Below are 26,837 nucleotides of genomic sequence, written 5' to 3'. Positions count from 1 at the left end.
GCGGGGCTTCGGCGGGGCCTGAGCAAAGGCCACGAACCGTTTGCTGACACGGACTCGGCCGACGCGCCCGCCGGGGCGCGGTGCGCCCCCGGACGGAGGCGCGCGCCGGCCGGTAACCGGAATGCCGCACGCCGTTTCGGCAGCTCAGCATCGAGCGAGCCCGGGAACCCGTGGAGAGCGGCCCGGTCGACGCCCCACGATTGCCCATTGCAACGTTTCATTCGCGTCGGCAAGACGTTGCAGTGGCTTCCGCACATCCCGGTTCCCGCGCGCATCCGCCGGCCGGGGCCGTCAAGAGTGCCGCCCCCTTCGTACCCCGCGTCCGGCCGGACGCCCGGACCGGAGCGCGCACGCCGTGCCGGGCCGCGCCGACGGCCCCGTCGACAACTCCTTTATGCCTCAATCACTCACGTTCGCGCAGCGCCCACAGGTGTCCGGAACCCGACCGTCGTACCGTGAGCGGCATGTGCTGGAGTGCGACGGCCGACCTCGTGGCCGGCACGGGCATCGCCGCCGTCGGCGCTGCCGCCGTGGCGGTCACCGCACACCGCCGACGGGCGCGCGACCTGCCCCTTGCCGCGCTGCCGCTCCTGCTCGGCGCCCACCAGATCGTCGAGTCGGCCGTATGGCACTCCGGCGGCGGCGCCAGACCCGCCACCACCGCCTGGGCCGTCATCGCCCTGCCCGTACTCGCCCTCTGGGTGCCCTGCGGCGTAGTGCTCGCCGCACCGCCCGCGACATGACGGCGCCTGCTCGTCCCGGCCGCCGTCGGCGCCGCGACCGCCGCCGCGCTCGCGCTGCGGCTCTCCACCGGCACCGTGATCGCCGACGTCCGCCGGCACACCGTGGGCTACGCCGTCGACCTCCCCCACGCCCCGCTCCTGATCGCCGCCTACCTCGTGGCCGCCGTCGGCGCCCTGCTGCTCGCCGCCGACCGCGTGCTGCGGATCCTCGGCCTGCTCGTGGCGGCCGGCGCCGTCGTCTGCGCGCTGCTGTGGAACACGGCCTTCGTCTCCACCTGGTGCGCCGTCGCGGCAGTCGCCTCCGTCACGCTCCTCGCCTGGACCGTACGACACCCGCCGGCACCGGGCACCGGCCCCCCGGACGACCGGGACCTGCGCGCCGCCCCGTGATGTTCCGGCCGCCGGCACCTGGGTACCCGGCGCTCCTCACGACCGGCCGCCACCCCGTGTGCAACCGGCGCAGGCCCGGTCGCACAGGAAGGGCCTCCGGGTCAGTCTGGAGCACGGGGACACGTTCCGAGAGGCAGGAAACACGGTGAACAGTGCACAGGAATCCGCGACATCCGTCGTGGTGACGCTCAGTGGCTGCTCCAGGGAGGATGCCGACGCGGTGTTCCGCACCCTGAGCAGGTCGTTCGAATCGGACCGTGCGCCGGACGAGACACCTCAGTACGTGTCGGAGGGCCACGTGACCGTGTGGACCACCACCTTCGACGTGGCACAGCCGCACGAGCACGCCGAACCCGTCCGCCTCGCCGCCCCCGTGACGGCCGAGCTCCAGGGCGGCTACTGGGCGGTGGACCAGATGCAGGCGACGCTCGCCGCCGCCTTCGACCTGCTGGAAGAAGGCATGGCGGCCGGTGACCAGGAGAAGGACGTCCAGCTGCGGCTCAACAGCGGCGTCCACCAGGACGAGACCTGAACCGCCGCGCGCCGCCCCCGCAGCACCAGAGCCCGAGGAGCACCACCCATGCCCATCGCCACCGTCAACCCCGCGACCGGCGAGACGCTCAAGACCTACGACGCCCTGACCCCCGAGGAGATCGACCGCCGCCTCGACCTCGCCAGGACCGCCTTCGCCGCGCACCGCACCCGCCCCTTCGGCGAGCGCGCCGCCCTGCTGAACCGGGCCGCCGACCTGCTCGACGAGGACCAGCGGGACATCGCCCGGCTGATGACCACCGAGATGGGCAAACCGATCGCGGCCGCCCGCGCCGAGGCCGCCAAGTGCGCCAAGGTCATGAGGTGGTACGCCGCCCGGGCGGAGGAGCTGCTGGCCGACGAACACCCCGCCGCCGGTGACGTCGAGGACTCCGGAGCCGTCCATGCCACCGTCCGCTACCGGCCCCTCGGCGTCGTCCTCGCCGTCATGCCGTGGAACTTCCCCCTCTGGCAGGTGATCCGCTTCGCCGCCCCCGCACTGATGGCAGGCAACGTCGGCCTGCTCAAGCACGCCTCCAACGTGCCGCAGACCGCGCTCTACCTGGAAGACCTCTTCCACCGGGCCGGATACCCCCGAGGATGTTTCCAGACCCTGCTCGTCGGCTCCGACGCCGTCGAGCCGGTCCTGCGGGACCCCCGGGTGGCCGCCGCCACCCTGACCGGCAGCGAAGGCGCCGGCCGCTCCGTCGCCTCCGTCGCGGGCGACGAGGTCAAGAAGACGGTCCTCGAACTCGGCGGCAGCGACGCCTACGTCGTCATGCCCTCCGCCGACCTCGACGCGGCCGTCGGCACCGCCGTCACGGCCCGGGTCCAGAACAACGGCCAGTCCTGCATCGCCGCCAAGCGCTTCATCGTGCACACCGACGTCCACGACGCGTTCTGCGAGCGCTTCACCGCGGCGATGCAGGACCTGACCGTCGGCGACCCGATGGACGAAGCGACCGACGTCGGCCCCCTGGCGAGCGAACGCGGCCGGGCCGACCTCGAGGAGCTCGTCGACGACGCCGTCGGCCAGGGCGCCACGGCACGGTGCGGCGGCCGTCGCCCCGCCCACCTTGACCGCGGCTGGTACTACGAGCCCACCGTGCTGACCGGCATCACCGACGGCATGCGCATCCACCACGAAGAGGCCTTCGGTCCCGTCGCCGCCGTGTACCGCGTCGCCGACGCCGAACAGGCCGTCGCCGTCGCCAACGACAGTCCCTTCGGACTCAGCTCCAACGCCTGGACCCGCGACGCCGACGAGGTGGAGCTCTTCTCCCGGGACCTCGAGGCGGGCGGCGTCTTCTTCAACGGAATGACCGCGTCACACCCGGCCCTGCCCTTCGGCGGAGTCAAACGGTCCGGCTACGGCCGTGAACTGTCCGGCCACGGCATCCGGGAGTTCTGCAACGTCACGACCCTGTGGCACGGCACGAAGACGGAGTAGACCATGGTGCAGTTCGGATACACGATGATGACCGAGCAGGCAGGGCCCCGCGAACTTGTGGCACACGCGGTCGGCGCGGAGAAGGCCGGATTCGACTTCTCCGTCATCTCCGACCACTACTTCCCCTGGCTCGCCTCACAGGGCCACGCCCCCTACGCCTGGAGCGTCCTCGGAGCCGCCGCCCGGGCCACCTCGCGGATCCCGCTCATGACGTACGTCACCTGCCCCACCATCCGCTACCACCCCGCGGTCGTCGCCCAGAAGGCGGCGACCGTGCAACTCCTGTCCCAGGGACGCTTCCGGCTCGGACTCGGCTCGGGGGAGAACCTCAACGAACACGTCGTCGGCGCCGACTGGCCCGCCGCCCACGTACGCCTCGACATGCTCGACGAAGCCGCCGGCATCATCCGCCGGCTCCTCGACGGGGAGCACGTCACCCACCACGGCGCCCACTTCGACGTCGTCGACGCCAAACTGTGGGACGTACCCGAGGACCGCGTACCGATCGGCATCGCCGTCTCCGGCGACCGGTCCTGCGCCGTCGCCGGCCGGAACGCCGACCTCGTCATCGCCACCGAACCGAAACGCGAACTCCTCGACGCCTTCGACCGCTACGGCGGCACCGGCAAACCCCGCGTCGGCCAGCTGCCCGTCTGCTACGACACCGACCGCGACGCCGCCGTGAAACGGGCCCACGACCAGTTCCGGTGGGCCGTCGGCGGCTGGCGCGTCAACGCCGAACTGCCCGGCCACCTCTCCTTCGAACAGGCCACCGAACTCGTCACCCCGGACGACGTCGCCGAGACCGTCCCCTGCGGCGACGACATCGCCACGTTCACGGATGCGGTCCGCGCCTACGTCGACGCCGGCTTCACCGAGGTCGCCCTCGTCCAGGTCGGCGGCGACCAGCAGGAACCCTTCTTCCGCTGGGCGCAGGACGAACTGCTGCCGGCCCTGCGCGAACTGTGAGGTGACACCATGGGCAGCGCACTCGTCGTCATCGACATGATCAACACCTACGACCATGCCGACGCCGACCTGCTGCTGCCCTCCGTCACCCGGGTCGTGCCCGCCGTCGTACGGCTCCTCGAACGCGCACGCAGCCGGCCCGTCCCCGTCATCTACGTCAACGACAACTTCGGCGAATGGCGCTCCCACCACGGCGAGATCCTGCACACCGCCCTGTCGGGCGACCACGCCGACCTCGTCGAACCGCTACGGCCCGACGACGACTCGCTGTTCGTCGTCAAGGCCCGCCACTCCATCTTCTACGAGACGCCCCTGGCCTACCTGCTCGGCCAGCTCGACGTCCGGCACGTCGTGCTCTGCGGGCAGGTCACCGAGCAGTGCATCCTCTACTCGGCCCTCGACGCCCACATCCGCCATCTCCACGTGAGCGTGCCGCGCGACGCGGTGGCCCACATCCACGAGGACCTCGCCGACGCCGCGCTGCGGATGATGGAACGCAACATGGGCGCGGACATCGTCACCGTCGACACCGTCCGCCTGTGAGCGGCCCGGCCGCCGGCCGCCCCGTCGCCGGAGAGCCCCGGACGGCCGCCGCGCTCCGCGCACGGGACCGCCGGGGCCGCCCGGCATCCGTCAGACGTTGGGGACCTTCAGCTTGTCCCAGCTCGTCTTCCCCGGAATGCCGTCCGCGTCACTGCCCGAGTAGCCGAGCTTGCGCTGCCACGCCGCGTACGACTTGCGGTCCGCGTCCGTCCAGTTGGGCCCCGGCCCCACCTCGTAGCGCCCGCACCCTTCGGCCACCAGGCGCTTGCCCATGGCCGTGATGATCGCGCTGCGCCGGCCGACCTGGAAGAACGCCGCCCCGGGATACGGCTCGTATCTGGGCGCGGGTGGTGGACCGGACGGGTCACCACCGAGTCTCTCCCGGACCCGGCTGCGCATGGATTCCATGCCGAAGCCCCGCGGGTCGACCTTCCCCGGCTGCCACTCCAGATGCCCGATGACCGAGCGGTGCGTCCACCCGTGCGCCCGGCAGATCGCGGCCGCGGCCTTCTCGATGGCCTCCAGCTGCGCCGCCGGCCACGGGTCCTTGCCGTCCCCCATGTTGATGCACTCGAAGCCGTAGAAGTGGCGGTTGCCGTCGGTGTTGGCCTCGTTGTCGGACGGCAGCGTCGCCGACTCGCTGATCACGGCCCGCAGTACGTCGTCGTCCCCGGAACCGGCATGGTTCGCCCTGCCGTTGCCGACGAGATAGACCGTCCCGTCCTTGGCGATCACCCCGTGACAGAGCGGACCGGGCAGGCCGGAGTAGCCGTTGTAGCAGAGCTCCACGGAGTTGGAGGTGCCCGATGTCACCGTGTGATGGATCATCACCCCGTGCGTGGGCCCCCAGGGTCCTTTGTGATTCCGGTTGTGTGTGCGCCAGCTCCGGTGCTCGACGACGCGCAGTCCTTCATTGCGTAACGCTCTGAGAAGTTGGTCTGCGGACAGAGGCGTTGCCATCGTGGTGCTCCTTCCCGGACGACCCTCAGCTCACGGACCGCCCCTGACCGATTTGCCCGCGGGAAGGGCCGATCGAACGTGCCGGGGCGTGCGGGCACGGCCTTCCCGCTCATGGCGCGTACACGGAGACGACGGTGCCGTTTTCGAAGACGAGGAAGAGCGCGCCGCCGAGCACCAGCCCCGAGGCGGGGGACGCGGTGCCGCCGTCGGCCGAGACGGGCCAGCCTTCGTAACCGCGATAGGGCGCGGCCACGGGTGAGCCGCCGTTGTCGAAGTCCGCCGTCCAGGGCGGCCATCCCTCGGGGAGCTCGTTGCGGTCCAGCCCTTCGGGCCCGAAGCCGGACGTCTCCGAAGTGACGACGGGCGCGGCAGCGGCGGGTACGCCGGTGGCCGGGCGTCGTGGGCTCGGGCTGCTTCCGCTCTCCGCTTTGTCGTTGCCGGTGTCGCCGGGAAGGGCGGGAAGGACGGCGATCAGTCCGGACGCCAGCAGTGCGGCGCCGGTGCCCAGGGCCCAGCCCGGCTTTCTCGAGGCGGGGGCGTGTCGGCGACGGCGTGGCGGTGGCCTCCGGGGCCGGGACAGCAGTCGGCGTCGGAGGCCGGCGGGGTGGCAGAGGCCGGACGAGCGTCTGCCTCACCGCCGTCTCGTACTCCCCGATGACCGCACGTATGCCGTCGGGACACGGGAAGGGGCCGGTCCGGTGGGTCGGTGCCGCGCCGGGACGGGCCGCCGTTGCAGCCGGGGTCGAGCATCCGGATCAGGGCATCGATCGTGGGCCTGCGGCCCGGCTCCGGGCGGAGACAGCCGGTCACGATCCCGACCAGATCGTCCGGCAGCCGGGAGAGGTCCGGCTGTCCGGTCGCGATCCGGTGTACGACTGCCGCGAACTCGGCGTCGTCGAGGGGACCGTGACCGGTCGCCGTGAAGGACAGGACCGCGCCGAGGCAGGACACGTCCGAGGCGGAGCCGATGTTCCCGGGAGGACGACCGTTGCCGGTGCCGACGCGCTTCCGGATCACCTACACGCGCGAAAGGCCCGGGATGAGGGGCCGTTGAGGCATGTCGAGACCATAACGGCCATGCTCCGGGAGGTCAGATGCCCTGCCAGTCCGGCTTCGCCGCGTACGTCGCGCGGAAGTAGTCGGCGAGCTTCAGACCGGAAGCCGCCGCCTCGTCGACGACGACCGTCGCGTGCGGGTGAAGCTGCAGCGCGGAGGCGGGCACCAGTGCGGAGAGCGGGCCCTCGACGGCGAGCGTCACGGCGTCGGCCTTGGCCTCGCCGGTGGCGAGCAGCACCAGGTGGCGGGCCTCCAGGATGGTGCCGATGCCCTGGGTGATGACGTGGTGGGGGACCTCCTCGATGTCGCCGTCGAAGAACCGGGCGTTGTCGACGCGGGTCCGGTGGGTGAGCGTCTTGATCCGGGTGCGGGACGCGAGCGAGGAGCAGGGCTCGTTGAACCCGATGTGCCCGTCCGTGCCGATGCCCAGGAGCTGGAGATCCACGCCCCCGGCCTCGGCCAGCGCGCGGTCGTAGGCGACGCAGGCGGCGGCGACGTCCTCGGCCGCGCCGTCGGGCCCCATGAAGGAGTCCTCGTCCAGCCCGAGCGGTTCGACGACCTCGCGCAGCACGACCGAGCGGTACGACTCGGGGTGTCCGGCGGGAAGGCCCACGTACTCGTCGAGCTGGCAAATGCGGGCTCGGGAGGCGTCGACCTCCTTGGCCGCGACCTTCGCCGCGAGCGCCTCGTAGATCGGCAGCGGGGTCGACCCCGTGGCGACACCGAGGAGGGCGTCGGGCTTGCGTCGCAGCAGGTCGGCCATGGCTTCGGCGATCAGTTCGCCGCCCGCGGCGGAATCCGGAACGATGACAACTTCCACGAAGATCCCTGTCTCTGTCTACATCCGGTCAGTGGTGTAGACCAATCTACCTGGTGGGAGGCCGTTCTGTCCTGTCCGGACAGCATGTGGACGGACCACCGCGGGCGGGGGCCGGCCGCCGGCCGCTCACCGATGTTGGGTGGGCGTTCGTCCGGCCGCTACTGCTCGAGTCGTCGTGGGGCCGCAAGCGGTTGGACGACCGGATGGTCCTCAACGGGATCGTCTGGAAGTTCCGCACAGGGGCCACCCCAACCGACATCTTTCCGTCCCTGGGGAACAACACGTCGTCGATCACCCACACCTCAGGAACCACGACCGGAACCGTCTTGACAGCCACCGCCCGCAGCACCGCGGCATGGTTCCACGGAGGCTGGTTCACGAACTGCTGCAAGGCCTGCATGTCACCGTCCGGCAGCCGCTCGGCCATCGGCTGGATCGACTTCCTTCGGCCGTCCAGCACCAGCCCACGCAGATAGCACTCACCCTTCGCCCTCTACTCCCTCCATGTCACCGACGCGAACACCTCGGCCACGAACGCCGCCAGCTCGCCACGGAGGTGCTCGATCTCCCCCAGCTCCATCAGGGGAGCATGCCGAACACGGCGGCCCGAGATCAATCGACCTAACGAAGTACTACTGGCCCTGCGGGACGTCCCTGACGAACACGAGGCCGTCGCTGCTCGCCAGATGGGCCGGGTCGAGCGGTGCGTAGCCGTACCAGGGGGATAGGCGGGGCGCGGGCAGTGTCCCGCCGAGGGCGGTGGCCAGCCGTGCGCCGTTGACCCAGCCGTCCTCCGGGAGTACGTACAGGAGTCCCAAGGCTCCGAGGCGGGGTGTCCACCCCTGGAGGCGGATCGCGCCGAGGGCCGTCGACACGAAGGCGTACTCCTCGCCGAGCCGGGCGCTCACCAGCGCACCGGCACTCCACCACTCCACCGGTGTGCCCGGCAGTCACTCGGATTCCGCGCCGTCCGCGACCGGTAGAAGGCGGCGCGCCGTGGAACGGTGCGTTGCATGCTGCTCGTCGCGAACGTCGGCGATCCTTGTACGGCCATGTGGATGCTGCTCTTGGCCGTCGTGGTGCTCGCGGCCGCGAACGCGCTCAACGACCTGCTCGCGCCCGGTTGGTACGTGCCGGTCTGTGTAGTTGCGGCTGTGCTGCTGGTGTTGATCGCCCGCCGGTCCGGCCTCACTTGGGAGGATCTGGGGCTCGGCAGGGCCGCGGCCCGCCGCGGTCTGCGTTGGGGCCTGGTCCTGGTCGGAGCGGTTCTCGTGGTCTTGTCGGTGGGCCTGGCACTGCCGTTCGCCCGGGAGGCATTCCAGGACGAGCGGGCCGCGGGCCTGTCTTCCGAAGAACTGGTGTACCGCGTACTGGTCCACGTACCGCTCGGCACGGTGCTGCTTGAGGAGATCGCATTCCGCGGCGTGCTTTGGGCCATGGTTTGGCGACGGTGGGGGCCTGTATGGGCCACCGTCGTCTCCTCGGTGTTCTTCGGGCTCTGGCACGTACAGCCGTCACGCGGGCTCACGCGCGCGAACGCGGCGGCCCAAGCGGTCTTCGGAGTCGGCCAGGTCGGTGTCGCCCTGTCCGTGACGGCGGCGGTCGTCGGCACCGCCCTCGCCGGTGTGCTTCTCTGCGAGCTCCGCCGTCGCTCCGGCAGCCTCATCCCACCCGTGGCGCTGCACTGCGCCCTCAACAGTGCGGGTTACGCACTCGCCTGGGCGGCGAGTCGCTGGTGGGGCTGAATGGCGCACGTCGGCGTCGTCAGCGGCGGACCGCCACCCGTAGGAATGCGAGGCTGCGCGATGGCCGCTCCCGTCCGACAGAAAGCCACGGGGTGCCGGTGGCCGATATCCGGAAGTCGCGCCGCGTCCTGTGTCGTCGGCGCAACGGGCAGAAGTCTTACGGGGTGCGGCGGCGGAATGCCGGGCGCGGGATCAGTCAACCGGACTGAGCCGGTGCGCGAGATGCGGTCGGGGCGCTGTGTGGTCCGCGCCGCCTGGTGGGGTGGTTCGCTGCGCTTCCCGCCCCCGCCTTGCTGTGCGCCGGGCGCTGCGCTGTGCTGCGGCCCGGTCCGAGCGCTTTGCGCTCTCAGCGCTGCGGAAGATCGCCCGGCGGGGCGGAGCGTCACGGAGTCCACGTAGGTTTCCGAAGCTCGATCGCCGGTTACCGGAAAGTCATATTCGGCGCGGTACGGCTCCGTCCTGCCAGCGGTAGAGGTCGCGCAGCAGGCAAATCTCGGCGCCGTGATGGATCAGCTCCCTGTTGACGTGCAGGACGATGCCCTCCATGGGAAACCGCTCGGGACCCACCGTGGGCGGATTCTCCAGGTCGGCGTCCGAGAGCTCGCGGACCCCCGCGTTCCATCTCCCATACATCTCATCGAGCTGTTTCAGCGCCTCGTCGGCGGTCCCCGCGTAGGCGAATGTCTGGGAGTCGACGTCCTGGCCGCCGAAGTGCCATCCGACCCGATAGCCCAGGCAGGAGACGATGATGTGGGCCAGCCGCCAGGCAATCGTGGTCACCGGCGCCTGCACCGGGTCAGGGGACGCGGAGTCCATCGTCCATTCCTCCGAGCCTGCCGACAGCGGTGCGGCCGTGCCACGTGGGCGGATGCTCCAGCAGCCGCGCACCGGCTCCCAGAAGTACTCCTCATCTGCAAGACCGTGCAGCCGCGGCCGCAGGTTCTTGTGCCAGTGCCGGTCCAGCTGGTCCGCGAGTCGCTCGCTTCTTGTCATTTCCGCACACTACATACAGCGGAGACCTGGCTGTGACCCTCGCGGACGCCGTCGCCGGCCGTGGGCCGCGAGAGCATACTGCACGGGGAGATGACGCTGGGGGCTGATGTGCCCTTCGACCTGCTCGACCCTCGCGTACGTCGCGGCCCTGCGCACCAACCCGCCGCCTCCCCCAGACCGGCCCGGCCGAGGAACTCGACGCGCTCGCGTTCTCCTACTACGTCCGAATGGTCGCCAGCGCCCCCAAGGGCTTCGACGACGTCACCGACCTGCTCGTCCTCGACAGCATTCAGTGGTGCACCCCGGCGCTCGACCGGGCCGCCCAGGCCCGCGCCCTGCGACTCGTCCAGGACTGATCCAACCCCGGGGTGCAGCCGACTCGCTGCGCCCCGGCCCCCGGCGGCGGGGGAGTGGCAACCCGCTGGAGCCCAATGGAACCGACTCACGGGTGCGGGCCGAACCGTACGCGCCCGACGGACAGTGCGCCCGACGGGACTGTGTCATGCAGTGCAGGCTGACCTTGGCCGGCGTGGGGGCCGGCGGCTCAGGCGTGCTGGAACACTGGGGCCATCACCTCGGCCAGACGCCGCTTGAGAGCGTCGCGGTGCGGGAGCACCACCGGTGCTGCGTCGCGTGACCGCCGTACGCCGAGGTCGGCCACGAGATACAGCGTGCGCAACGTGCGCAGGCAGTTGGCGGCGTACGCGGGCAGCGGGCCGGAGGGGAGGCCTTCGAAGTCGTTCTCGACGGTGTCCAGCCAGGCGAGGGCCTGGTGCTCGTCGACTTCGGGGCGGGTCAGGACGAGCGCCATCGCCTGCGCAAGGCGGTCGTCCTCCTGTTGGGCGAAGACGTACTCGTTCCTGGCCAGGAGGCGTTCCGTTGCCAGGGAGATCATGTCCGTGGGTCGAACGGCCGCGTGGGTGCCGAAGCTGCCCAGCAGGTCGGCGCCGTGAGCGACGGCGTGCAGCCAGCCCAGCACCGGATCGTGACCGCGCAGGTCCTGCTCGGTCGGATACCAGCGGGAGAAGGCGGCCAGCCACGCAGGGTCGTAGTCCCCGCGGCTGACCAGCATGTCGAGGACGAGCGGCGCGAAGGTCCGGGCCTGTATGTCGGGATCGCCGAACCGCTCCGCCATCACCGCACCCAGGCGTGCTCCCAGGCGTCCGTCGATCACCCTCCGCTGGATCCACGTCCGCAACACCACGTACGGGACCCCGTCCCGTATCTCCGGGTCGGGGTCGCGCAAGGCTGCCGCGAGTTCGTCCACCAGGGCCTCGAGCGGCCGATCGGAAGGAGGGGCGCAGTCGGCAGCGTGGATGTTCTGCCAGCGTATGAGGTCGATCTGAGTCACCTTCGCAGCCTAAAGAGCCGCGCAACCGATTATTCGCCTCACCGCGTCGAGTTCGGCATCACCCTTCGGGATCGATCCTCGAGGAAATGAAGAACAGGCCGAGCGCGGCCGACAGGAAAAATGCCGCCAACTCGCTGTCCCGCAGGCACTGAACGACGGTCACGACGATGGACGCGAGCGCGATCAGGGCGCTGACACGGCCGACGAACCGCCGAGGACCCGGCTTCATCAGGGAACGCCTCCTGAGTCTCGGCGTGCCGCTGGTGGCCACGATCCTAACGATCACGCCCGCCCCGTAGAGGCTGCGGCTGCGCTCGGCCGACCCCGGCCACGACGAGAGCTACTGGCGCTTCCTGCCCGGCTTCTACGACGTGCGACTCGATCTCTCCGAGTTCCCCTTCGTCGTCCAGGGGGAGCACTTCGAGACGGGGCGCCTGTGGTTCGTCGTGCTCCTCCTCGTCTTCTCCCTGATCATCGCCGTCCCGGCGTACCTGCTTCGCACCGCCGTCGGCGCCGGTGGCGGAGGAGGGCCGCCGCCGCGGTCGCCGGCATGCGGGGAGCCGTCCTCATTTCCGCGCTGCCGGCCGCGGTCGTCTGCGCTGTGCTCGGCCTCGAGGAGGAGTACGGGGGCTGGAGCCGCTGTCGAGTACGCGGTGATCGTCACCGCGTCCCTCCTGCTCACCCCGGCCGCCTACGAACTGCCGTACGCCGGACGAGGGCCACCGGCTTCCTGTTCGGCTGCGGCCCGCCCCGCCGCGGGCGGCGACGAAGACCGGGTGACGTACCGCTGCTTCGGCCGCCGGCGGAAGGGAGGTCGGGCCCCGTCAGCGGTGTGCCGCAGGGGCCTCGGTACCGGCCGGTCCGGGCAGGTCCCGTGCGCCCAGCCTGAGGTGTTCGATGTGGTAGACCGCCTCGTCGAGAAGCTGGGCGACATGGTTGTCGTACAGGCTGTACTCGATGCGGCGGCCCTGCCGGTTGCCGGAGACGAGACTCAGGGCGCGCAGCAGCCGCAACTGGTGGGAGACGGCGGACTGCTCCATGTCGACGGCCTCCGCCAGTTCGGTCACCCCGCAGGGCCCCTGACGCAGCCGGGTGAGGATCATCAGGCGGGAGGGTGTCGCCAGGGCCTGGAGCGTGGCCGCGATGGTCGCCGCGGAGTCCGCGTCCAGGTGAGCGGCCGGGGTGGCCTTGTCGTCGCTGACTCCGTGTCCCATGGTCCACATGGTAGCCGCGCCTCTGAGCCTATGAATGAAGACCTCTTCATGTGTTCCGCTATGGTGGTCGGGTTCCGTTCACATCCCCGTGCCCGGAATCCGAGGAAGAGGTGTGCTCCCGATGGTCCCCCCGACGTCTCCGACGTCCCCGCCCGCCGCGCCGGTACGCGACACCACCGCACCCGCGGCGACCTCGCCGGTGGCGGCGCCGGGCAGACGGCGCACCCGGCTCCTCGCGCTGCCCGAGGTCCGCTGGGCGGCACTGTCCGCCGCCGCGTTCCTGTGCGCCCTGCCCCTCGACCTCGGCGGCGCTCCGGCCTGGGCGTGGGGCCCGCTCTACGCGCTCTGCTACGTGGCCGGCGGCTGGGAACCCGGCTGGGCCGGCCTCCGGGCCCTGCGCGAGAAGACCCTCGACGTGGACCTGCTGATGGTCGTGGCCGCCGCCGGAGCCGCGGCCATCGGGCAGTTCCTCGACGGCGGGCTGCTGATCGTCATCTTCGCGGTGTCCGGCGCGCTGGAGGCGCTCGCCACCCGGCGCACCGCCGACTCCGTCAGCGGCCTGCTCGACCTCGCACCGGCCCGGGCGGTACGCCTCACGGACGGCGGCCAGGAGGTCGTGGACGTCGCGGAACTCCGTGTCGGCGACACCGTGTTCGTACGGCCGGGAGAGCGGCTGCCCGCCGACGGGGCCGTGGTCGAGGGCGCCAGCGAGATCGACCAGGCGACCATCACGGGCGAGCCGCTCCCCGTGGGGCGCGCCGCCGGCGACACCGTCTTCGCCGGAACGCTGAACGGCACCGGCTCCCTGCGCGTCCGGGTCGACGCGGACGCCGCCGAATCGGTGATCGCCCGGATCGTGGCCATGGTCGAGGAGGCGAGCGCGACCAAGGCACCCACCCAGCTGTTCATCGAAAAGATCGAACAGCGCTACTCCGGTGCCGTCGTGGTCGCCACCCTCGCCCTGCTGACCGTGCCGCTGGCCTTCGGCGCCGACTTCACCAGCACACTGCTGCGCGCCATGACGTTCATGATCGTGGCCTCGCCGTGCGCCGTCGTTCTCGCCACCATGCCGCCGCTGCTGTCCGCGATCGCCAACGCGGGCCGCCACGGAGTGCTCGTCAAGTCCGCCGTGGCGATGGAGCGTCTGGCGTCCGTCAACCGGGTCGCACTCGACAAGACGGGCACGCTGACCGAGGGCGCACCGCGCGTCGCCGGGGTGCACCCCCTGCCGTCGGGCGGCCTCGACGAGGAGACCGTACTGACACTCGCCGCAGCGGCAGAGGTCCACAGCGAGCATCCTCTCGGCCGCGCGGTCGTCGCGGCGGCACGCGAACGCGGTCTGCGGCTGCCGGAGGCGCGGGAGTTCGACTCGGAGCCCGGACGCGGTGTGTCGGCGGTCGTCTCGGGCCGCACCGTACGCGTCGGCAGCCCTGCCGCGTTGCTGACCGGCGAGTGCGCGGCGGTCACAGAGGCGGAGGCCGAAGGGCGTACGGCGGTCGTGGTCGAGGCGGACGGCGAGCCCGTCGCCGTGCTGGCCGTCGACGACCGGCTCAGGGCCGGCGCACCGGAGGCCGTCGCCGCCCTCGCCAGGCTCACCGGCACCGGACCGACACTGCTCACCGGCGACAACCCGCGGGCGGCGGCGCGCGTGGCGGGCGAGGTCGGCATCACCGACGTACGTGCCGAACTGCTGCCGCAGGACAAGGTCGCCGCGGTACGGGATTGGGAACGGGCCGGCGACAGGGTGCTGGTCGTCGGCGACGGCGTCAACGACGCCCCCGCGCTGGCCGCGGCGAGCGCCGGTGTCGCGATGGGCCGGGCCGGCTCCGACCTGGCGCTGGAGAGCGCGGACGCCGTCGTCGTCCGTGACGAGGCCGCCGCCGTCCCAGCGGTCGTGGCCCTGTCGCGGCGGGCCCGCCGGCTCGTCGTGCAGAACCTCGTCATCGCGTCCGTGTGCATCGGCGTCCTGGTCGTCTGGGACCTGGCCTGGCACCTGCCGCTCCCGCTCGGCGTCGCGGGCCACGAGGGCTCCACGGTCCTCGTGGGCCTCAACGGCCTCCGCCTGCTCCGTGAGTCGGCGTGGCGTGACGCGTCGGCGGCGTGAGACCGGAGGGCCGTCTGCTGGGGCGTGGGGCCGGGAGACCCCGCGGGTTTTGCGTTCTCCGGCGTGGCCGGCTGAGGGTGTCGTGCCGCGCCGGCCGGCCTCGGCCCCCTCCTATGCGGGCGGACGCATCGCGGTGCGACGCCTGGCGCGCCGGCGGCCGGAGGATGGGCACGTGACGGGGCAGGGCGGCCGGGCGTACCGGCCGGTGGTCGGCGTTCCGCGGGCCGGGGCCCTGCCCACCGCCGGGGCCGGGTACGCGCGACAACGTGCTGTCCGCCCGCCGAGGGCAGCCGTGCGCACCGGCGGCCCGCGGCCGGCGCGTGTCGCGCTCGGACAGCGCCGGGTCCTGGGCACAGGCCACACCCCCGGTTCGCGGGCCCGGGGCTCCCATGGGCGGCGCGCGGAGCCGGCGCCGCCCGGCGTCAGCCCCGCGACGAGGTCCGGGGCGGGGCGGGGACCCGCCCGGCCACTCCGCCGCCCGGCGGCCACCCCGCCAACTCCTCCGCCGTACGCGGACCTTCCTGCCCGCCGCCCAGCAGCCCGTGCGCCCGCAGCAGTTCCGCGACCGCCGTGCCCCACGGCATGCGCAGTCGCGCCGCGTCCAGCAGAGCCCGGTCGGCCAGGAGTTCACGCGCCGGCCCGGTCCGCAGGCCGTCCGGGGTCAGCACGGCGGCGTCGTCGGCCCAGCGGAGGGCGAGATCGACGTCGTGCGTCGCCATGACGACCGTCGTCCCCGCCGCCCCCAGACCACCGAGCACCTCGAGCAGCCGCTCCTGCCCGTGCGGATCGAGCCCCGCGGTCGGCTCGTCCAGGATCAGCACCCGCGGCCGCATCGCCACCGCGCCGGCGATCGCGGCCCGTTTGCGCTGCCCGTACGAGAGCAGATGCGTGGGCCGGTCGCGCAGCGCCACGATGTCCATCGCGGCCAGGGACTCGTCCACCCGGGCCCGTACCTCGTCCTCGTCCAGTCCGAGGTTCATCGGCCCGAACGACACGTCCTGCTCGACGGATGCCGCGAACAACTGGTCGTCCGGGTCCTGCAGAACCAGCTGCACCGTCGTACGGAGCCGGGTCAGCCCGGCCCGGTCGTAGGTCACCGGCTCGCCGCACAGGCGCAGCCGGCCGGTCGCGGGCCGCAGCCCGCCGCTCAGCAGCCGCAGCAGGGTCGTCTTGCCGCTGCCGTTGCGTCCGAGCAGCGCGGTCGATCTGCCCTCCGCAAGGCCGAGACCGACGCCGCTGAGCACGGCGGGTCCGTCCTCGTAGGCGTAACCGGCGTCGACGAGTTCCACGATCACAGGGCAAACCTTTCGAGCACGAGAGTGAGGACGACGATGCCCGTCAGCAGCGCGGCGACCCCGCCGAGGAACGTGCGGGACACCGGGGCCCGGGGCACCAGCACGCGCAGTGTGCCGTCGTACCCGCGGCCCGCCAGCCCCGTCTGGAGCCGGCTCGCCCGGTCGAAGGCGCGCACGAACGCGGTCGCCCCGAGGCCGGCGAGCGAGCGCCAGGCGGCGGCCCTGGTCGTGTGGCCGAGGCGGGCGGCCTGGGCCTGGCGGATGTTGCCGATGGCGTCGAGCAGCAGAAAGCTGATGCGGTACATCACCAGCGCCACGTCGACCACCGCGGGCGGCACGCCCGCCTTCACCAGCCGGGGCAGCAGGTCCGACATCGGCGTCGTGAAGGCGAACAGCAGCACGCCCAGCGAGGCGGCCGAGGTGCGCAGCAGCAGCCGCACGGCCTCCGGCGGCCCGTCCGGCGCGAACGCGACCGGGCCGTCAGGGCCGCCCACCGCGAACAGCAGCGGCACGGCGCCGGTGACACAGAACCCCAGCGGGATGCGGAACGCCCGCCAGAGCCGGCGCGGCGCCACACCGGCCGGACCGAGCAGCACGGCGAGCGTAGCCGCGCCGACGAGGACGGCGCCCGGCCACGGCGGCAGACAGACGGCGGTCACCGTCAGGCCGAGCCCGAGGGCGGCCTTCTCGCACGGATGACGGCGGCGCCAGCGACTGCTGTGCGCCGCCACGTCGATGGGCAGCATCGGCGGCTACGCCGCCGGTGTCGTGGTGTCGGAGCCCTCTGCGGCGGCCCTGGCCCGTTCCTCGCCCTGCCGCCGGCCCCTGCGCAGCCCGAAGTAGTACGCCAGCACACCCGCGCCGAGCGCCGCCTGCAGGGAGAAGAGCGCCGACTCGACCTCGCCCGACGGCGGTTCGTACAGCGGTGAGAACCACGGTTCGTAATCCGGCTCGAGCTCCGTGATCGCCGCCTCCGCCTCCCCGTCCGCGCCGGCGAAAGGCTCCTCCTTGTGGTCCCCGAGTCCCAGGACCAGGGGCAGGACGGCCAGGGCCGCCACGGCCAGCAGCAGCAGGGTGTTGATCCTCGCGTTACGGCTCATCGGACCGCGGCCTCCTTCTTCGTACCCGGAACCAGCACGCCGAGCCTGGTCAGTTCACCCTTGCTGGAGCGGCTGAGCAGCCGCATCACCAGCACGGTGAGCAGGCCCTCGCTGACCGCCAGCGGCAGCTGCGTGACGGCGAAGATCCCGCCGAACTTCGCCAGCGCGCCCGGCACACCGCTCCCCGGGTCGGGGAACGCGAGGGCCAGCTGCACACTGGTGACGCAGTACGTGGACAGGTCGGCGGTGAACGCGCCGAAGAACACGGCGACCATCAGCGGCACATCGAACCGGCGCAGCAGCCGGTACACGCCGTACCCCGCCCAGGGGCCGACGACCGCCATCGAGAAGACGTTGGCGCCGAGCGTGGTCAGACCGCCGTGCGCCAGCAGCAGCGCCTGGAAGAGCAGCGTGATGGTGCCGAGCACCGCCATGACCGGCGGTCTGAACAGGATCGCGCCGAGACCGGTGCCCGTCGGGTGCGAGCAGCTGCCGGTCACCGACGGGATCTTCAGCGCGGACAGGACGAACGTGAAGGCGCCCGACGCGCCGAGCAGCAGGGTCGAATCGGGATTGGCCCGGACCTCGCGGGTCAGGGCCCGTGCGCCATGGACGACGAAAGGGGCCGACGCGACGCCCCAGGCGGCCGCGTGCAGCGGGGGCAGATACCCCTCGGCGATATGCATGATGTGGGAGACCCTCTCCAGCACCTCGTGGATGGACAACGCACCCTGGCCGGTCTCCTGGCTGACGGGTCATGCCGCCCGTGCTCCGCCTTCCCGGGCACCGCGCGTCCACGCGGTGTCCCAGTGGCTCCCCGTGAGGGGGTGGAGCCGGACTTCCCGATCACAGTGGCGAGGGCCGCACCGGTACTTCACCGGTTTCCCGAACACCAAGGCCCCGTGACAGTAATGCGCCCACCAGCGACATCACAAGCCGCGCACGGGCGCATCGGCCCGCGGCCGGGTGAGCCGTTCGCCACACCCCCGGCCGCGGGCCGCCCCGCGTCACTGCTTGCGGTAGCCGTACGCCTCCGAGGCCGCGGCCTCGACCGCGTCCAGATCGGCCCCCGCGGAGGCCGTCACCACGGCCGCCACCGCGCCCTCCACGAACGGCGCGTCCAGCAGCCGGGTGCCCTCGGGCAGTTCGTCGCCCTCGGCGAGCAGTGCCTTGACCGTCAGCACGGCGCTGCCCAGGTCCACCAGGACCGCGACGCCCGCGCCGCCGTCCACCTGCTCGGCCGCCGCGGTGATCAGCTCCGCGCTGGTGCCGAGACCGCCGTCCGATGTGCCGCCGGCCGGTGCCACCGGCGCTGTGCCGCCGCCCGCCAGCCCCTTGGCGAGCTCGGCGACAGCCGCGGCGACCTCCCGGCTGTGGGAGACGAGGACGATCCCGACCTGCCTGCCGTCGCTCACGGCGCCTCCACCGTCTCGGCCAGTGCGGCGACCAGCAGGGCGGACGACGTGGCTCCCGGGTCCTGGTGCCCGATGCTGCGCTCACCGAGGTAACTCGCCCTGCCCTTGCGCGCCTGCATCGGCACCGTCGCCAGCGCCCCCTGCTCGGCCGCCTCGCGGGCCGCGGCGAACGACTCCGTACTGTCGCCGAGCGCCGCCGCCGCGGGCTCGAGCGCATCCAGCATCGTCTTGTCGCCCGCCTTGGCACCGCCCAGCTGCGCCACCGCGGCGACCCCGGCCCGCAGCGCCTGTGCGAACTGCGCGGGTGTCACCTCCGCCTCGTCGCCCAGCGCCTTGCCGGTGCGCCGCAGCAGCGTCCCGTACAGCGGCCCCGACGCGCCGCCGACCGTCGACACCAACTGCCGTCCGGCCAGCACCAGCACCGCACCCGGTGTGGCCGGCGGCTCCTTCTCCAGCGCGGCGCCGACGGCCGTGAACCCGCGCCGGAGATTGCTGCCGTGGTCCGCGTCACCGATCGCCGAGTCCAACTCGGTCAGTCGGTCCGCCTCCCGGTCCACGGCGGTGGCGACGGCGGCCAGCCAGCGGCGGAAGAATTCGGCGTCGAGCACAGGAACTCCCTGGTGAGTCGATCGGTTCGGACGACGACGGTACGGCGCTGAGCCGGTCACGACCCCCATCGCAGCGCCGGGGTCCGCACCGGCGCGTCCCACAGCCTGAGCAGCTCCTCGTCCACCTGGCACAGGGTCACCGAGGCGCCGGCCATGTCGAGGGACGTCACATAGTTGCCGACGAGCGTGCGGGCCACGGACACGTCCCGCTCGGCCAGCACCCGCTGGACCTCCGCGTTGAAGCCGTACAGCTCCAGCAGCGGTGTCGCGCCCATGCCGTTGACGAGCGCGATCACCGGGCCCGACGGGCGCAGATCCTCCAGGACGGCATCGACGGCGAAGTGGGCGATCTCCCGCGACGTCATCATCGGGCGGCGCTCCCGCCCCGGCTCGCCATGGATACCGACGCCCAACTCCAGTTCCCCGGCGGGCAGGTCGAAGGTGGGGCCGCCCTTCGCCGGGGTGCTGCAGGCGCTCAGCGCCACGCCGAAGCTGCGGGACGACCCGTTCACCTGCCGGCCGATCGCCTCCACCCGCTCCAGCGGAGCGCGCTCCTCGGCGGCGGCCCCGGCGATCTTCTCCACGAACAGTGTCGCCCCGGTGCCGCGCCGCCCGGCCGTGTACAGACTGTCCGTCACGGCCACGTCGTCGTCGACCAGGACCTTCGCCAGACGTACGCCCTCGTCCTCCGCGAGCTCGGCGGCCATGTCGAAGTTCAGGACGTCACCGGTGTAGTTCTTCACGACGAACAGCACGCCCTCGCCGCTGTCGACAGCGGCGGCGGCCCGGACCATCTGGTCGGGCACCGGGCTGGTGAACACCTCCCCGGGGCACGCCCCGTCGAGCATCCCGGGCCCGACGAACCCACCGTGCAACGGCTCGTGCCCCGAGCCGCCCCCGGAAACCAGCGCCACCTTCCCCGCGACGGGCGCGTCCCGCCGGACGATCACCCGGTTGTCCACGTCCACGGCCAACTCGGGATGCGCGGCCGCCATCCCACGCAGCGCGTCCGCGACGACGGTCTCCGGCACATTGATGAGCATCCTCAACGGTTCCTCCTGGGAAGGTTCTCGGCCAGCCCCCTGAACAGGGGTCTGTCTGATCAGTCAGCATGTATGGGGTTGTGGCGCCCGACGGTCTGCGGCGGCCCCGGGCGGTGTTCCGGCGGGGCTGATGCCGACCCTACTGACCGGTCGCCAGGAACTGGTGATGCTGCTGTTGCCGATGTCCAGTATCGACGAGGCGGGGGCTGCCGAGAAGCGACGCGTCGAACGCGATGTGCGAGTCCGCTGCCTTCCTTCATCTGGCGTTCGAAGTCCCGCAGGGCGTGCAGCGCTGTCGGCAGGAGAGGGCGATGGCGACCATGGTGAACCAGGCGACGATTCCGTAGCCGATGTCACCGAGCTGCCACACCAGACGGGCTTGCTGCTCCCCGACGAGGACGTGCATCCTCCGGCGGGCGCGCGTGCGCAGGTCCGCACGCTGAACAGGGCCCCACTCGCATGGGGCCCTGAGCTACGGAAACGTTCCTTATGGGGTGTAGACCTGCCCGGTCTGGGCGCCCTCGACAGATCGGACGTACGCCTGGGCGACGTCGAACCCGCACCCCGGCGTCCGCTACCTGCCCCTGTCGGACGCGCCCCCGGTGACGGGACGCCTGGCGTGGCCGCGCACCCCCACACACCCGGCCACCCGCGCATTTCTCGACCATCTGCGGCGCGCATGACCGACACCGGGCTCACGAGGCCGTAGCCGCCGCCCAGGAGCGCGGCACATCGGTCGCGGGCGGCGGATTTCGCGGAGAGCCGGAGCTTGTATCGACGCCATCCGGTTTTGGAGCCTGCCCACCGGACGTGTGTGTGCCCCTGGTTCCTACCGCCGTCCCCCAAGAATGTGGGCTGACAATCTGCGGAGGACTCATGAACGAGCACGCCGCCCGGGCACTGTCGATCACCGGGCGCAGCACTCCCGTGCTCACGGCATGCCCGCCGCATCGATCTTGAACTCTGGTCCCTGGCATCGGCTTTACCCGCCCCGAGCCATCCCGCCGATCACGGTGGGTAGCCTCCTGGGATGACTGCGACATTCGACGAAGCCGTCCGCGCCCGGCTGCAAGCACCCAACCTCTGGTACGTCGGCACCGTGTTCGCCGACGGGGCACCGCAGGTGAGTCCGATGTGGGTGGATCTGGAGGGCGAGGGGGAGCTGACCTTCAACACCTCGGTGGGCCGGGTGAAGGAGGAGAACCTGCGCCGCGACCCCCGCGTCTATCTCTCGCACGCGGACGCCACCGATCCCTTCGACCGAGTGCAGATCAGCGGTGTGGTGACCCGCTTCGTCGAGGGCCAGGAGGCGCACGACCGGATGGACCGGCTGGCCCGCAAGTATCTGGGCAGCGAGCGCTTCGAGTGGATCATGCCGGGGGAGCAGCGGGTCGCGGTGATCGTGCGCCCGGTCAAGGTGCGGCACATCGTCGGCGTGGAGCGGTTCCGGCCCGGCGGCCCGGTGCCCTCCCCCTGACCTGCGCATCGCCCCCACCAGCACGGCTCCACCCCGGCCGGGGAACGGCGACCACACCGCCCGCGGACTCGCACATCACGTCGTCCTCGTGAGCCGCGCCGCACTGGTCACTCGACGAGCAAGAAAGGAGGCCGGTATGCACCTGACTCCGCAGAGCGGGATCTCCGGCACCGCCGGTCAGGGAGTGAAGCTCACATCGCAGTGCGCGCGCTGTGGCGGCGAGCTGGTCCGCGATGTGGGCCAATTCATCGACCGAGGCCGGCTCTGGTGGGGCGTTGAAGGGCAATGCCAAGCCTGCCCGGACACATGGTGCGAGATGGACACGGGCCCAGCCCCGGAAGAGATCAGGCAGGCCCTGCTGACCGAGCACGGGGCCGCGGGTCTTCGCCTCGCGCACAAGGAGGGGAGCCTCGTTCCCGTGTTGCGGGCCCTGCGCGAGTTGCACCACCTCTCACTCGGCGAAGCGCGACTGGTGGCCGCCGACCTCCAGGCGGCCGGCCTGGTCGGCACGCCCATGGAGATCGCGTACCTGGCTCAGGGGCTACGTGTCCGGTCCGTCGCCGTGGTCATCACCTCGTCTGGCTGAGCCTTCCCGACTGACGACTCCCGGGGCACGCCGTTGCGTTCGGCCACTCTTCACCCACCGAGTGTGTTCAGGGTGACGCTCGCGGAAGCGGAAAGAATGATCGGAGAACAGCGGCCCCGTGCGCCCCGGCCCGGGTGACCCGTCGGTATGGGCACAAGCCGCAGTCCCGAGCGCACCGAGGGAGACGAGAGCATGTCGGAGGGACAGATCGTAGGACGCGGGACGGTGCCGGTCGGGCCGGAGAGCGGTTCCCCATCCTTTCCTGATCACCCTTCGGAGGCCACGTCGGACCTCCGGCGTACCGGGATCGATCCGAACTTCTGATCGATCCGAACTTCTGGTATCCGGTCGCTGTGTCCGGGAGCGTGCCCAAGGGCAGGGCGTTCGCCACCGCGTTCGCGGGTGAGCGCATCGCGCTGTACCGCGGTGCGAGCGGAACGGTCCACGCGCTGGAGGACCGGTGCGCCCACCGCCAGGTACCGCTGAGTATGGGCGTGGTGGAAGGGGAAACGCTGCGCTGCTGCTATCACGCCTGGGCGTACAGAGGCAACGGCCGCATCTCGCAGATCCCGTATCTTCCCAAGGGGATCGACCGTCCGCCACGCGGCGTGCGCAGCTATCCGGTCCGAGAGCCGTACGGGCTCCTGTTCGTCTTCCCGGGCGACCCGGAGAAGGCGGCCACGACTCCGATGCCCGGACTTCCCGAGTTCGATTCCCCCAAGTACAGAACGATGACGTTCTCGCGGACCGTGCACTGCCACTACTCGTTCATGCACGAGAATCTGCTCGACATGAACCATCAGTTCCTGCACAGAGGAATCCTCGGCAGGATTCGGCCCGAGCTCCTCGGACATGACACCGGTCCGCGGTCCGTAGAGGCCCGGTACCTGTTCGTCCCTGCCGGGGGAAAGAAGGACCGTGGCGCCGGCCTGCTGTCCGCCGAGGGCATCCGTGGCGGTTCGACACCCGATGTCACCACCGTCCGGACCGACTACCCCTACCAGACGCTCCGTGCCGCCGCGTTGTGCGGCAGCTCGTGTCGGCCGACGTGAGCCGGGTCGGGAGGCCGGCCGGGCGGCGGCTCATCACGGGGCGCCTACTTTGAGCACGCCATCGTCGTAGTCGACGGTGATCGAGCCGAAGCCACGGAGCACGTCCGAGCCGAGCAGACCCTGGATGCCGCCACTTCCGCGAGGAGGTCCGAGGTCGATGACCGTGACCTCACCCGGGCCGATAGGTACGTCACCGACTTTCCACTGCTCCACCCGGGCTACGGGGACCTGCCCGGTGCCCAGGATCCCGCTCACCGAACGGTGCTCACCGGTGCGGTCCAGACCGGCCCGGTCAGCGACATCGTCGTCGACCACACTGGAAGAGGCCCCGGTGTCCAGGGCGAACATGAAGGGTCCTTCCCCCTCGACGCTCACCGGGACGAACGCCAACGACTGGCCGCCCTGCTCCACCACCCGGAGCGGCACCTCGCGGACCGCTCCCGGGGACATCTGTCTCCCGTCCCGGTCGTCACGATCTTCGTACAGGATGCAGCCCGAGAGCAGCAGCGCGGCCAGGGGCCCTGCGGCGAGCCGGCTCGCCCGCTGGTGCCTCATGCCGGCCGCATCGCTGTCATGCCGCCTGCTCATGGGGCGGAGGTGCCCGTCCCGTCACAGCGCAAACCCGCGCCTGCCTGCCTGACTGTCGGTCTGCGCCGCGCACGCCGTCCTCGTGGTCCCAGAGCAGCTGCGGACCGGCTGATGGGCATGCCTGGGCCCGTCCCGGTCGGGTACTCGTAGCGCGTGCCTGCCGGGCCGAGGCCGGTCCTCGTCGGCGTCGACGAGGCTCCAGCCGATGACCCTCGGGCATTCGGCGGCACGAAAAGCTGCCCCGGTGTGCGTCCCTCCCGGATCCTGGCTGAATCGACCACTCGGTTCTTCATCCGCAAGACGGCGCGGTCGCCGGTCTGCGGCAGGGCCCGCCTCTGTGAAGTGAGAAGCCATGAACGACACGGGACGCCAGCGCACCAGGCCGATCATTGTCGGTGTGGAGGAAGCCCCGGACCAAGACGCGGTCATACGATTCGCGGCTCGAGAGGCCGACCTGTGTAATGCGGAACTTCGCATTGTCCACGCCGTGCCGCTTCTCGCCCCGGCCGATCCCCACATCCGTTCGCCGGAGGCGGCCTCGCAGGGCACCGCAGTGGTGGAGGAATTCAAGGCACTCGTCCGCCTGGAATTTCCAGGCGTCACCGTGACCGGTGAGCTGCCTGTCGGACATCCGGCCGCCGCGCTCGTCGACCGCTCTTCGGAAGCGTCACTGATCGTACTGGGCCACCGGGGTAGCGGCGGCTTTCCGCGACTGCCCCTCGGTTCTGTGAGTTGGCAGGTCGCCACGCACGCGCGGTGCCCCGTGATCGTCTTCCGTCCCGCGACCCCCGGCCGGCAGCCGCAGAACCGAGTGGTCGTCGGTGTGGACATCCGCAATGTCTGCGAAGAGGCGCTGGAACTCGGCTGCGCGGAGGCCGACCGCCGCGGAGCCGGCCTGGACCTCGTGTACGTGGACGACGTGCGTTTCTCGCCGCAGGGACCGGCCGGCGTTGCGCCGCCTGTCTTCGGGCTGATACCTCCTGGTCCGATCGAGCAGCCACCGGAGGCCGACGCTGTGATCGAGGCGGCGGGCCGGGGTCTGGACCAGGAAATCTCTCGGCTTCGCAGTCGGTTCCCCCATGTGGACGCCGAGGCGCACGTCGTGCAAGGCCGTCCCGCCGATGCCCTGCTGGAGCAGGCTCGCGACGCTGCTCTGCTGGTCGTCGGGTCGCGCGGCCGTACGGGCCTGCGCCGCCTCCTGCTCGGCTCCGTGAGCGCGGAGGTTCTGCACACGGCTCAGTGTCCCGTCGCGGTCGTCCCGGCTTCAGCACAGGGCTGAGTCTCCTGGCCCGTGCGGCGGTGGAACGGCTTAGTGGCAGTGGCGGTGCGACGGCTCTACGGGGTTCCGCCGAGTCCCGCCCGCTGGAGAATGGCCCGTGCCTGGTCCGCGTGGCCGCCGCGTGCGATGAGGTCGTAGCGCGCAGCGGTCAGGGCACGGGTGGAGGAAAAGTCCCTTCGCCCGCCCGTGGCCGCATGTCCGGCCCAACCCAGTGCGGCCCCCCACAGCGCGCCGAAGAGGATCCCGCCCAGCAGCAGTCCGAGCCAGACGGACCCCGGTGCGAACAGCCCGACCAGGAGGCCGACCAACAAACCGAACCAAGCTCCGCCGGCTGCGCCGACGGCGGCCGCACGGCCCGTGGTGAGCCTGCCGGTCACGTGCTCGACCAGGCGCAGGTCCGATCCGATGATGTCGAGGTACTCCACCGGGTACTTCTCGTCCGAGAGCAGGTCCACCGCGGTTTGGGCTTCCTCGTAGGAGTCGTAACTTGCGGCCTTGTTCCAGGCAATGGCGGCGGCATCGGGAGCTTGCGGTTCGATGTCGGGCATTTGTGTCTCCCCTAGGGGCTTGTCCCCGGTCTCGTCTTCATCGGTACACGAGCATCCGGGGGACTGGTCGGCCGGGATCGTTGCACGGCCGCATCTGCGCCGGTACGTCATTGCGCCGACCGCGCATACCGGATCTCGGCAACGAGCCGATGAGAGGCGCGCATTTCCTCCAGGACGGACCTCAGACCTGTACGTTGCATCGGTTCCATGCACGTCGACGAGTTGCCACCGAAACAGGCGCCAAACGCCATCACGCGTTTCATCTCCACGGCCGTCGCGAGCTCGGGACGGCCCAGAGGATCCCGCGAGTCGCGACGAGTCCTGAGGCGTCCGGCGGTCGTACTGTCGAACCCGTTGACGAGGAGGACTTCTGATGCGCAGCGTGACCTATTCGATGAACGTCTCCCTCGACGGTTACATCGTCGGGCCGGACGGTGGCTTCGACTGGACGGCCCCCGACGAGGAGGTCTTTCGCTTCTGGATCGACGAGATTCGAGAGGTCGGCGTCCACCTGTTGGGACGACGGCTCTACGAGACGATGCTGTACTGGGAGACCGCCGACCAGGATCCGACTCTCGACGAATCGATGCGCGAGTGGACCGCGCTCTGGAAGCCGCTCCCGAAGGTGGTGTTCTCCACCACGCTTTCGGCGGTGCAGGGCAATGCCCGCCTGGCCTCCGGCGGCCTGGCGGAGGAGATCGAGCGGTTGCGGGCCGAGCCGGGGGAGGGCGAGATCGCGATCGGCGGCGCGACTCTCGCCGCGGAGGCGGCCGCGTCGGATCTGATCGACGAGTACCGGGCCATGGTCCACCCGGTGCTGGTCGGCGGTGGCATTCCGTTCTTTCCCCGGCGCGAACGCCGGGTGGATCTCGAACTCGTCGAGACCCGCACCTTCAGCTCGAGATTCGTCTACCTCCGCCACCGCGTGGTGCGCCAGTAGTGCTTGTCAGGTGGTGTCGCAGGGCCGCCGGCGAGCG

28 protein-coding genes, 4 pseudogenes and 1 riboswitch are annotated in these 26,837 nt (G+C 71.4%); of the genes and pseudogenes, 13 read left to right on the top strand and 19 right to left on the bottom strand.

All coding sequences use genetic code 11. The features are described from left to right. Nucleotides 1-464 precede the first annotated feature (464 nt). The 5 genes and pseudogenes from OGH68_RS02545 to OGH68_RS02525 all read left to right on the top strand — a co-directional run bounded on the left by OGH68_RS02545 (nt 465) and on the right by OGH68_RS02525 (nt 4,626). Nucleotides 465-1,133 (top strand): annotated as a pseudogene (locus OGH68_RS02545) (DUF6629 family protein). Nucleotides 1,134-1,278: 145 nt separating this feature from the next. Next, entirely contained in the window at nt 1,279-1,665 is a 387-nt protein-coding gene (locus OGH68_RS02540; protein ID WP_264241669.1) for a hypothetical protein, read from the top strand. Between the two features lie 48 nt (nt 1,666-1,713). After that, nucleotides 1,714-3,114 (top strand): NADP-dependent succinic semialdehyde dehydrogenase, encoded by a 1,401-nt coding sequence (locus OGH68_RS02535; protein WP_264241668.1) that lies wholly within the window; start codon nt 1,714-1,716, stop codon nt 3,112-3,114. Nucleotides 3,115-3,117: 3 nt separating this feature from the next. Continuing rightward, nucleotides 3,118-4,083: a TIGR03557 family F420-dependent LLM class oxidoreductase gene (locus OGH68_RS02530; RefSeq protein ID WP_264241667.1), complete on the top strand. Its 966-nt coding sequence runs from the start codon at nt 3,118-3,120 to the stop codon at nt 4,081-4,083. Between the two features lie 9 nt (nt 4,084-4,092). Then, nucleotides 4,093-4,626, top strand: a complete 534-nt coding sequence (locus OGH68_RS02525; RefSeq protein WP_264241666.1) for an isochorismatase family cysteine hydrolase — start codon at nt 4,093-4,095, stop codon at nt 4,624-4,626. Between the two features lie 90 nt (nt 4,627-4,716). On the opposite strand, the gene OGH68_RS02520 is transcribed toward OGH68_RS02525, so the two are convergent. The 5 genes and pseudogenes from OGH68_RS02520 to OGH68_RS02500 all read right to left on the bottom strand — a co-directional run. Next, the gene (locus OGH68_RS02520; RefSeq protein ID WP_264241665.1) at nt 4,717-5,586 is read right to left on the bottom strand and encodes a peptidoglycan-binding protein; all 870 of its coding nucleotides are present in this window, start codon (nt 5,584-5,586) and stop codon (nt 4,717-4,719) included. A gap of 109 nt (nt 5,587-5,695) precedes the next feature. Then, the gene (locus OGH68_RS02515) at nt 5,696-5,839 is read right to left on the bottom strand and encodes a hypothetical protein (RefSeq protein WP_264241664.1); all 144 of its coding nucleotides are present in this window, start codon (nt 5,837-5,839) and stop codon (nt 5,696-5,698) included. A gap of 837 nt (nt 5,840-6,676) precedes the next feature. Continuing rightward, complete coding sequence (nagB, locus tag OGH68_RS02510; RefSeq protein ID WP_264241663.1) at nt 6,677-7,462, bottom strand: glucosamine-6-phosphate deaminase; 786 nt, start codon at nt 7,460-7,462, stop codon at nt 6,677-6,679. A gap of 241 nt (nt 7,463-7,703) precedes the next feature. Next, nucleotides 7,704-8,042: pseudogene (locus OGH68_RS36325) on the bottom strand (transposase); the annotation flags it as partial. A 52-nt stretch (nt 8,043-8,094) separates the two neighbouring features. Continuing rightward, nucleotides 8,095-8,406 (bottom strand): annotated as a pseudogene (locus OGH68_RS02500) (erythromycin esterase); the annotation flags it as partial. 69 nt (nt 8,407-8,475) lie between these two features. Here OGH68_RS02500 and OGH68_RS02495 point away from each other — a divergent pair. Beyond that, on the top strand, nt 8,476-9,207 hold the full coding sequence (locus OGH68_RS02495) for a CPBP family intramembrane glutamic endopeptidase (protein WP_264241662.1): 732 nt from the start codon (nt 8,476-8,478) through the stop codon (nt 9,205-9,207). A 432-nt stretch (nt 9,208-9,639) separates the two neighbouring features. Here the strand turns inward: OGH68_RS02495 and OGH68_RS02490 are convergent, their stop codons facing one another. Continuing rightward, the gene (locus OGH68_RS02490; RefSeq protein ID WP_264241661.1) at nt 9,640-10,200 is read right to left on the bottom strand and encodes a DinB family protein; all 561 of its coding nucleotides are present in this window, start codon (nt 10,198-10,200) and stop codon (nt 9,640-9,642) included. 227 nt (nt 10,201-10,427) lie between these two features. On the opposite strand from OGH68_RS02490, the gene OGH68_RS02485 reads away from it, so the two are divergent. Then, on the top strand, nt 10,428-10,556 hold the full coding sequence (locus OGH68_RS02485; RefSeq protein ID WP_264241660.1) for a hypothetical protein: 129 nt from the start codon (nt 10,428-10,430) through the stop codon (nt 10,554-10,556). A gap of 188 nt (nt 10,557-10,744) precedes the next feature. Here OGH68_RS02485 and OGH68_RS02480 read toward each other — a convergent pair whose 3' ends face one another. From OGH68_RS02480 to OGH68_RS02470, 3 genes are all read right to left on the bottom strand, one after another. After that, nucleotides 10,745-11,551 carry a DUF2785 domain-containing protein gene (locus tag OGH68_RS02480; RefSeq protein ID WP_264241659.1) on the bottom strand — a complete coding sequence of 269 codons (807 nt, stop codon included), beginning with the start codon at nt 11,549-11,551 and terminating at the stop codon, nt 10,745-10,747. 58 nt (nt 11,552-11,609) lie between these two features. After that, nucleotides 11,610-11,822, bottom strand: a complete 213-nt coding sequence (locus OGH68_RS02475; protein ID WP_264241658.1) for a hypothetical protein — start codon at nt 11,820-11,822, stop codon at nt 11,610-11,612. A gap of 553 nt (nt 11,823-12,375) precedes the next feature. Next, nucleotides 12,376-12,765 carry an ArsR/SmtB family transcription factor gene (locus OGH68_RS02470; RefSeq protein WP_264241657.1) on the bottom strand — a complete coding sequence of 130 codons (390 nt, stop codon included), beginning with the start codon at nt 12,763-12,765 and terminating at the stop codon, nt 12,376-12,378. A 121-nt stretch (nt 12,766-12,886) separates the two neighbouring features. Between OGH68_RS02470 and OGH68_RS02465 the strand changes: the two genes are divergently transcribed. Beyond that, nucleotides 12,887-14,869: a heavy metal translocating P-type ATPase gene (locus tag OGH68_RS02465; RefSeq protein WP_264241656.1), complete on the top strand. Its 1,983-nt coding sequence runs from the start codon at nt 12,887-12,889 to the stop codon at nt 14,867-14,869. Between the two features lie 422 nt (nt 14,870-15,291). Here the strand turns inward: OGH68_RS02465 and OGH68_RS02460 are convergent, their stop codons facing one another. The 8 genes from OGH68_RS02460 to OGH68_RS02425 all read right to left on the bottom strand — a co-directional run bounded on the left by OGH68_RS02460 (nt 15,292) and on the right by OGH68_RS02425 (nt 20,736). Further along, a complete protein-coding gene (locus tag OGH68_RS02460; protein WP_413470920.1) occupies nt 15,292-16,164 on the bottom strand; it encodes an energy-coupling factor ABC transporter ATP-binding protein in 873 nt (290 codons plus the stop codon). After that, nucleotides 16,161-16,910, bottom strand: coding sequence for a cobalt ECF transporter T component CbiQ (gene cbiQ, locus OGH68_RS02455; protein ID WP_264241655.1), 750 nt, complete (start codon nt 16,908-16,910; stop codon nt 16,161-16,163). Before cbiQ ends, OGH68_RS02460 begins: the two co-directional genes overlap by 4 nt. A 6-nt stretch (nt 16,911-16,916) precedes the next feature. Then, on the bottom strand, nt 16,917-17,264 hold the full coding sequence (locus OGH68_RS02450; protein ID WP_264241654.1) for an energy-coupling factor ABC transporter substrate-binding protein: 348 nt from the start codon (nt 17,262-17,264) through the stop codon (nt 16,917-16,919). Further along, a complete protein-coding gene (locus OGH68_RS02445; RefSeq protein WP_264249859.1) occupies nt 17,261-17,950 on the bottom strand; it encodes an energy-coupling factor ABC transporter permease in 690 nt (229 codons plus the stop codon). The genes OGH68_RS02450 and OGH68_RS02445 overlap by 4 nt, the downstream gene beginning before the upstream one ends. Before the next feature lie 29 nt (nt 17,951-17,979). Continuing rightward, a riboswitch (cobalamin riboswitch) is annotated at nt 17,980-18,176 on the bottom strand. Between the two features lie 95 nt (nt 18,177-18,271). Further along, on the bottom strand, nt 18,272-18,679 hold the full coding sequence (locus tag OGH68_RS02440) for a PTS-dependent dihydroxyacetone kinase phosphotransferase subunit DhaM (protein ID WP_264241653.1): 408 nt from the start codon (nt 18,677-18,679) through the stop codon (nt 18,272-18,274). Then, nucleotides 18,676-19,287 (bottom strand): dihydroxyacetone kinase subunit DhaL, encoded by a 612-nt coding sequence (gene dhaL, locus OGH68_RS02435; RefSeq protein WP_264241652.1) that lies wholly within the window; start codon nt 19,285-19,287, stop codon nt 18,676-18,678. Before dhaL ends, OGH68_RS02440 begins: the two co-directional genes overlap by 4 nt. Nucleotides 19,288-19,343: 56 nt before the next feature. Beyond that, nucleotides 19,344-20,336, bottom strand: coding sequence for a dihydroxyacetone kinase subunit DhaK (gene dhaK, locus OGH68_RS02430; RefSeq protein WP_264241651.1), 993 nt, complete (start codon nt 20,334-20,336; stop codon nt 19,344-19,346). 250 nt (nt 20,337-20,586) lie between these two features. After that, complete coding sequence (locus OGH68_RS02425) at nt 20,587-20,736, bottom strand: hypothetical protein (RefSeq protein WP_264241650.1); 150 nt, start codon at nt 20,734-20,736, stop codon at nt 20,587-20,589. Nucleotides 20,737-21,360: 624 nt separating this feature from the next. Here OGH68_RS02425 and OGH68_RS02420 point away from each other — a divergent pair. The 3 genes and pseudogenes from OGH68_RS02420 to OGH68_RS02410 form a co-directional block, all read left to right on the top strand. After that, the gene (locus OGH68_RS02420; RefSeq protein ID WP_264241649.1) at nt 21,361-21,807 is read left to right on the top strand and encodes a TIGR03618 family F420-dependent PPOX class oxidoreductase; all 447 of its coding nucleotides are present in this window, start codon (nt 21,361-21,363) and stop codon (nt 21,805-21,807) included. 316 nt (nt 21,808-22,123) lie between these two features. After that, the gene (locus OGH68_RS02415; RefSeq protein WP_264241648.1) at nt 22,124-22,393 is read left to right on the top strand and encodes a hypothetical protein; all 270 of its coding nucleotides are present in this window, start codon (nt 22,124-22,126) and stop codon (nt 22,391-22,393) included. Nucleotides 22,394-22,713: 320 nt separating this feature from the next. Continuing rightward, a pseudogene (locus tag OGH68_RS02410) lies at nt 22,714-23,403 on the top strand (Rieske 2Fe-2S domain-containing protein); the annotation flags it as partial. Nucleotides 23,404-23,478: 75 nt separating this feature from the next. On the opposite strand, the gene OGH68_RS02405 reads toward OGH68_RS02410, so the two are convergent. Continuing rightward, on the bottom strand, nt 23,479-24,033 hold the full coding sequence (locus OGH68_RS02405; RefSeq protein WP_264241647.1) for a retropepsin-like aspartic protease: 555 nt from the start codon (nt 24,031-24,033) through the stop codon (nt 23,479-23,481). 352 nt (nt 24,034-24,385) lie between these two features. Here OGH68_RS02405 and OGH68_RS02400 point away from each other — a divergent pair, with 352 nt between their 5' ends. Beyond that, nucleotides 24,386-25,312 (top strand): universal stress protein, encoded by a 927-nt coding sequence (locus tag OGH68_RS02400; RefSeq protein WP_264241646.1) that lies wholly within the window; start codon nt 24,386-24,388, stop codon nt 25,310-25,312. A 56-nt stretch (nt 25,313-25,368) separates the two neighbouring features. On the opposite strand, the gene OGH68_RS02395 is transcribed toward OGH68_RS02400, so the two are convergent. After that, nucleotides 25,369-25,860: a general stress protein gene (locus OGH68_RS02395; RefSeq protein ID WP_264241645.1), complete on the bottom strand. Its 492-nt coding sequence runs from the start codon at nt 25,858-25,860 to the stop codon at nt 25,369-25,371. Between the two features lie 373 nt (nt 25,861-26,233). On the opposite strand from OGH68_RS02395, the gene OGH68_RS02390 reads away from it, so the two are divergent. After that, nucleotides 26,234-26,800, top strand: coding sequence for a dihydrofolate reductase family protein (locus tag OGH68_RS02390; protein ID WP_264241644.1), 567 nt, complete (start codon nt 26,234-26,236; stop codon nt 26,798-26,800). The last annotated feature ends 37 nt before the right edge of the window (nt 26,801-26,837 follow it).

The sequence above is a fragment of the Streptomyces peucetius genome, from assembly GCF_025854275.1.
GTDB classification, from domain to species: domain Bacteria; phylum Actinomycetota; class Actinomycetes; order Streptomycetales; family Streptomycetaceae; genus Streptomyces; species Streptomyces peucetius_A.
This window is presented reverse-complemented; position numbering and strand designations above follow the sequence as displayed.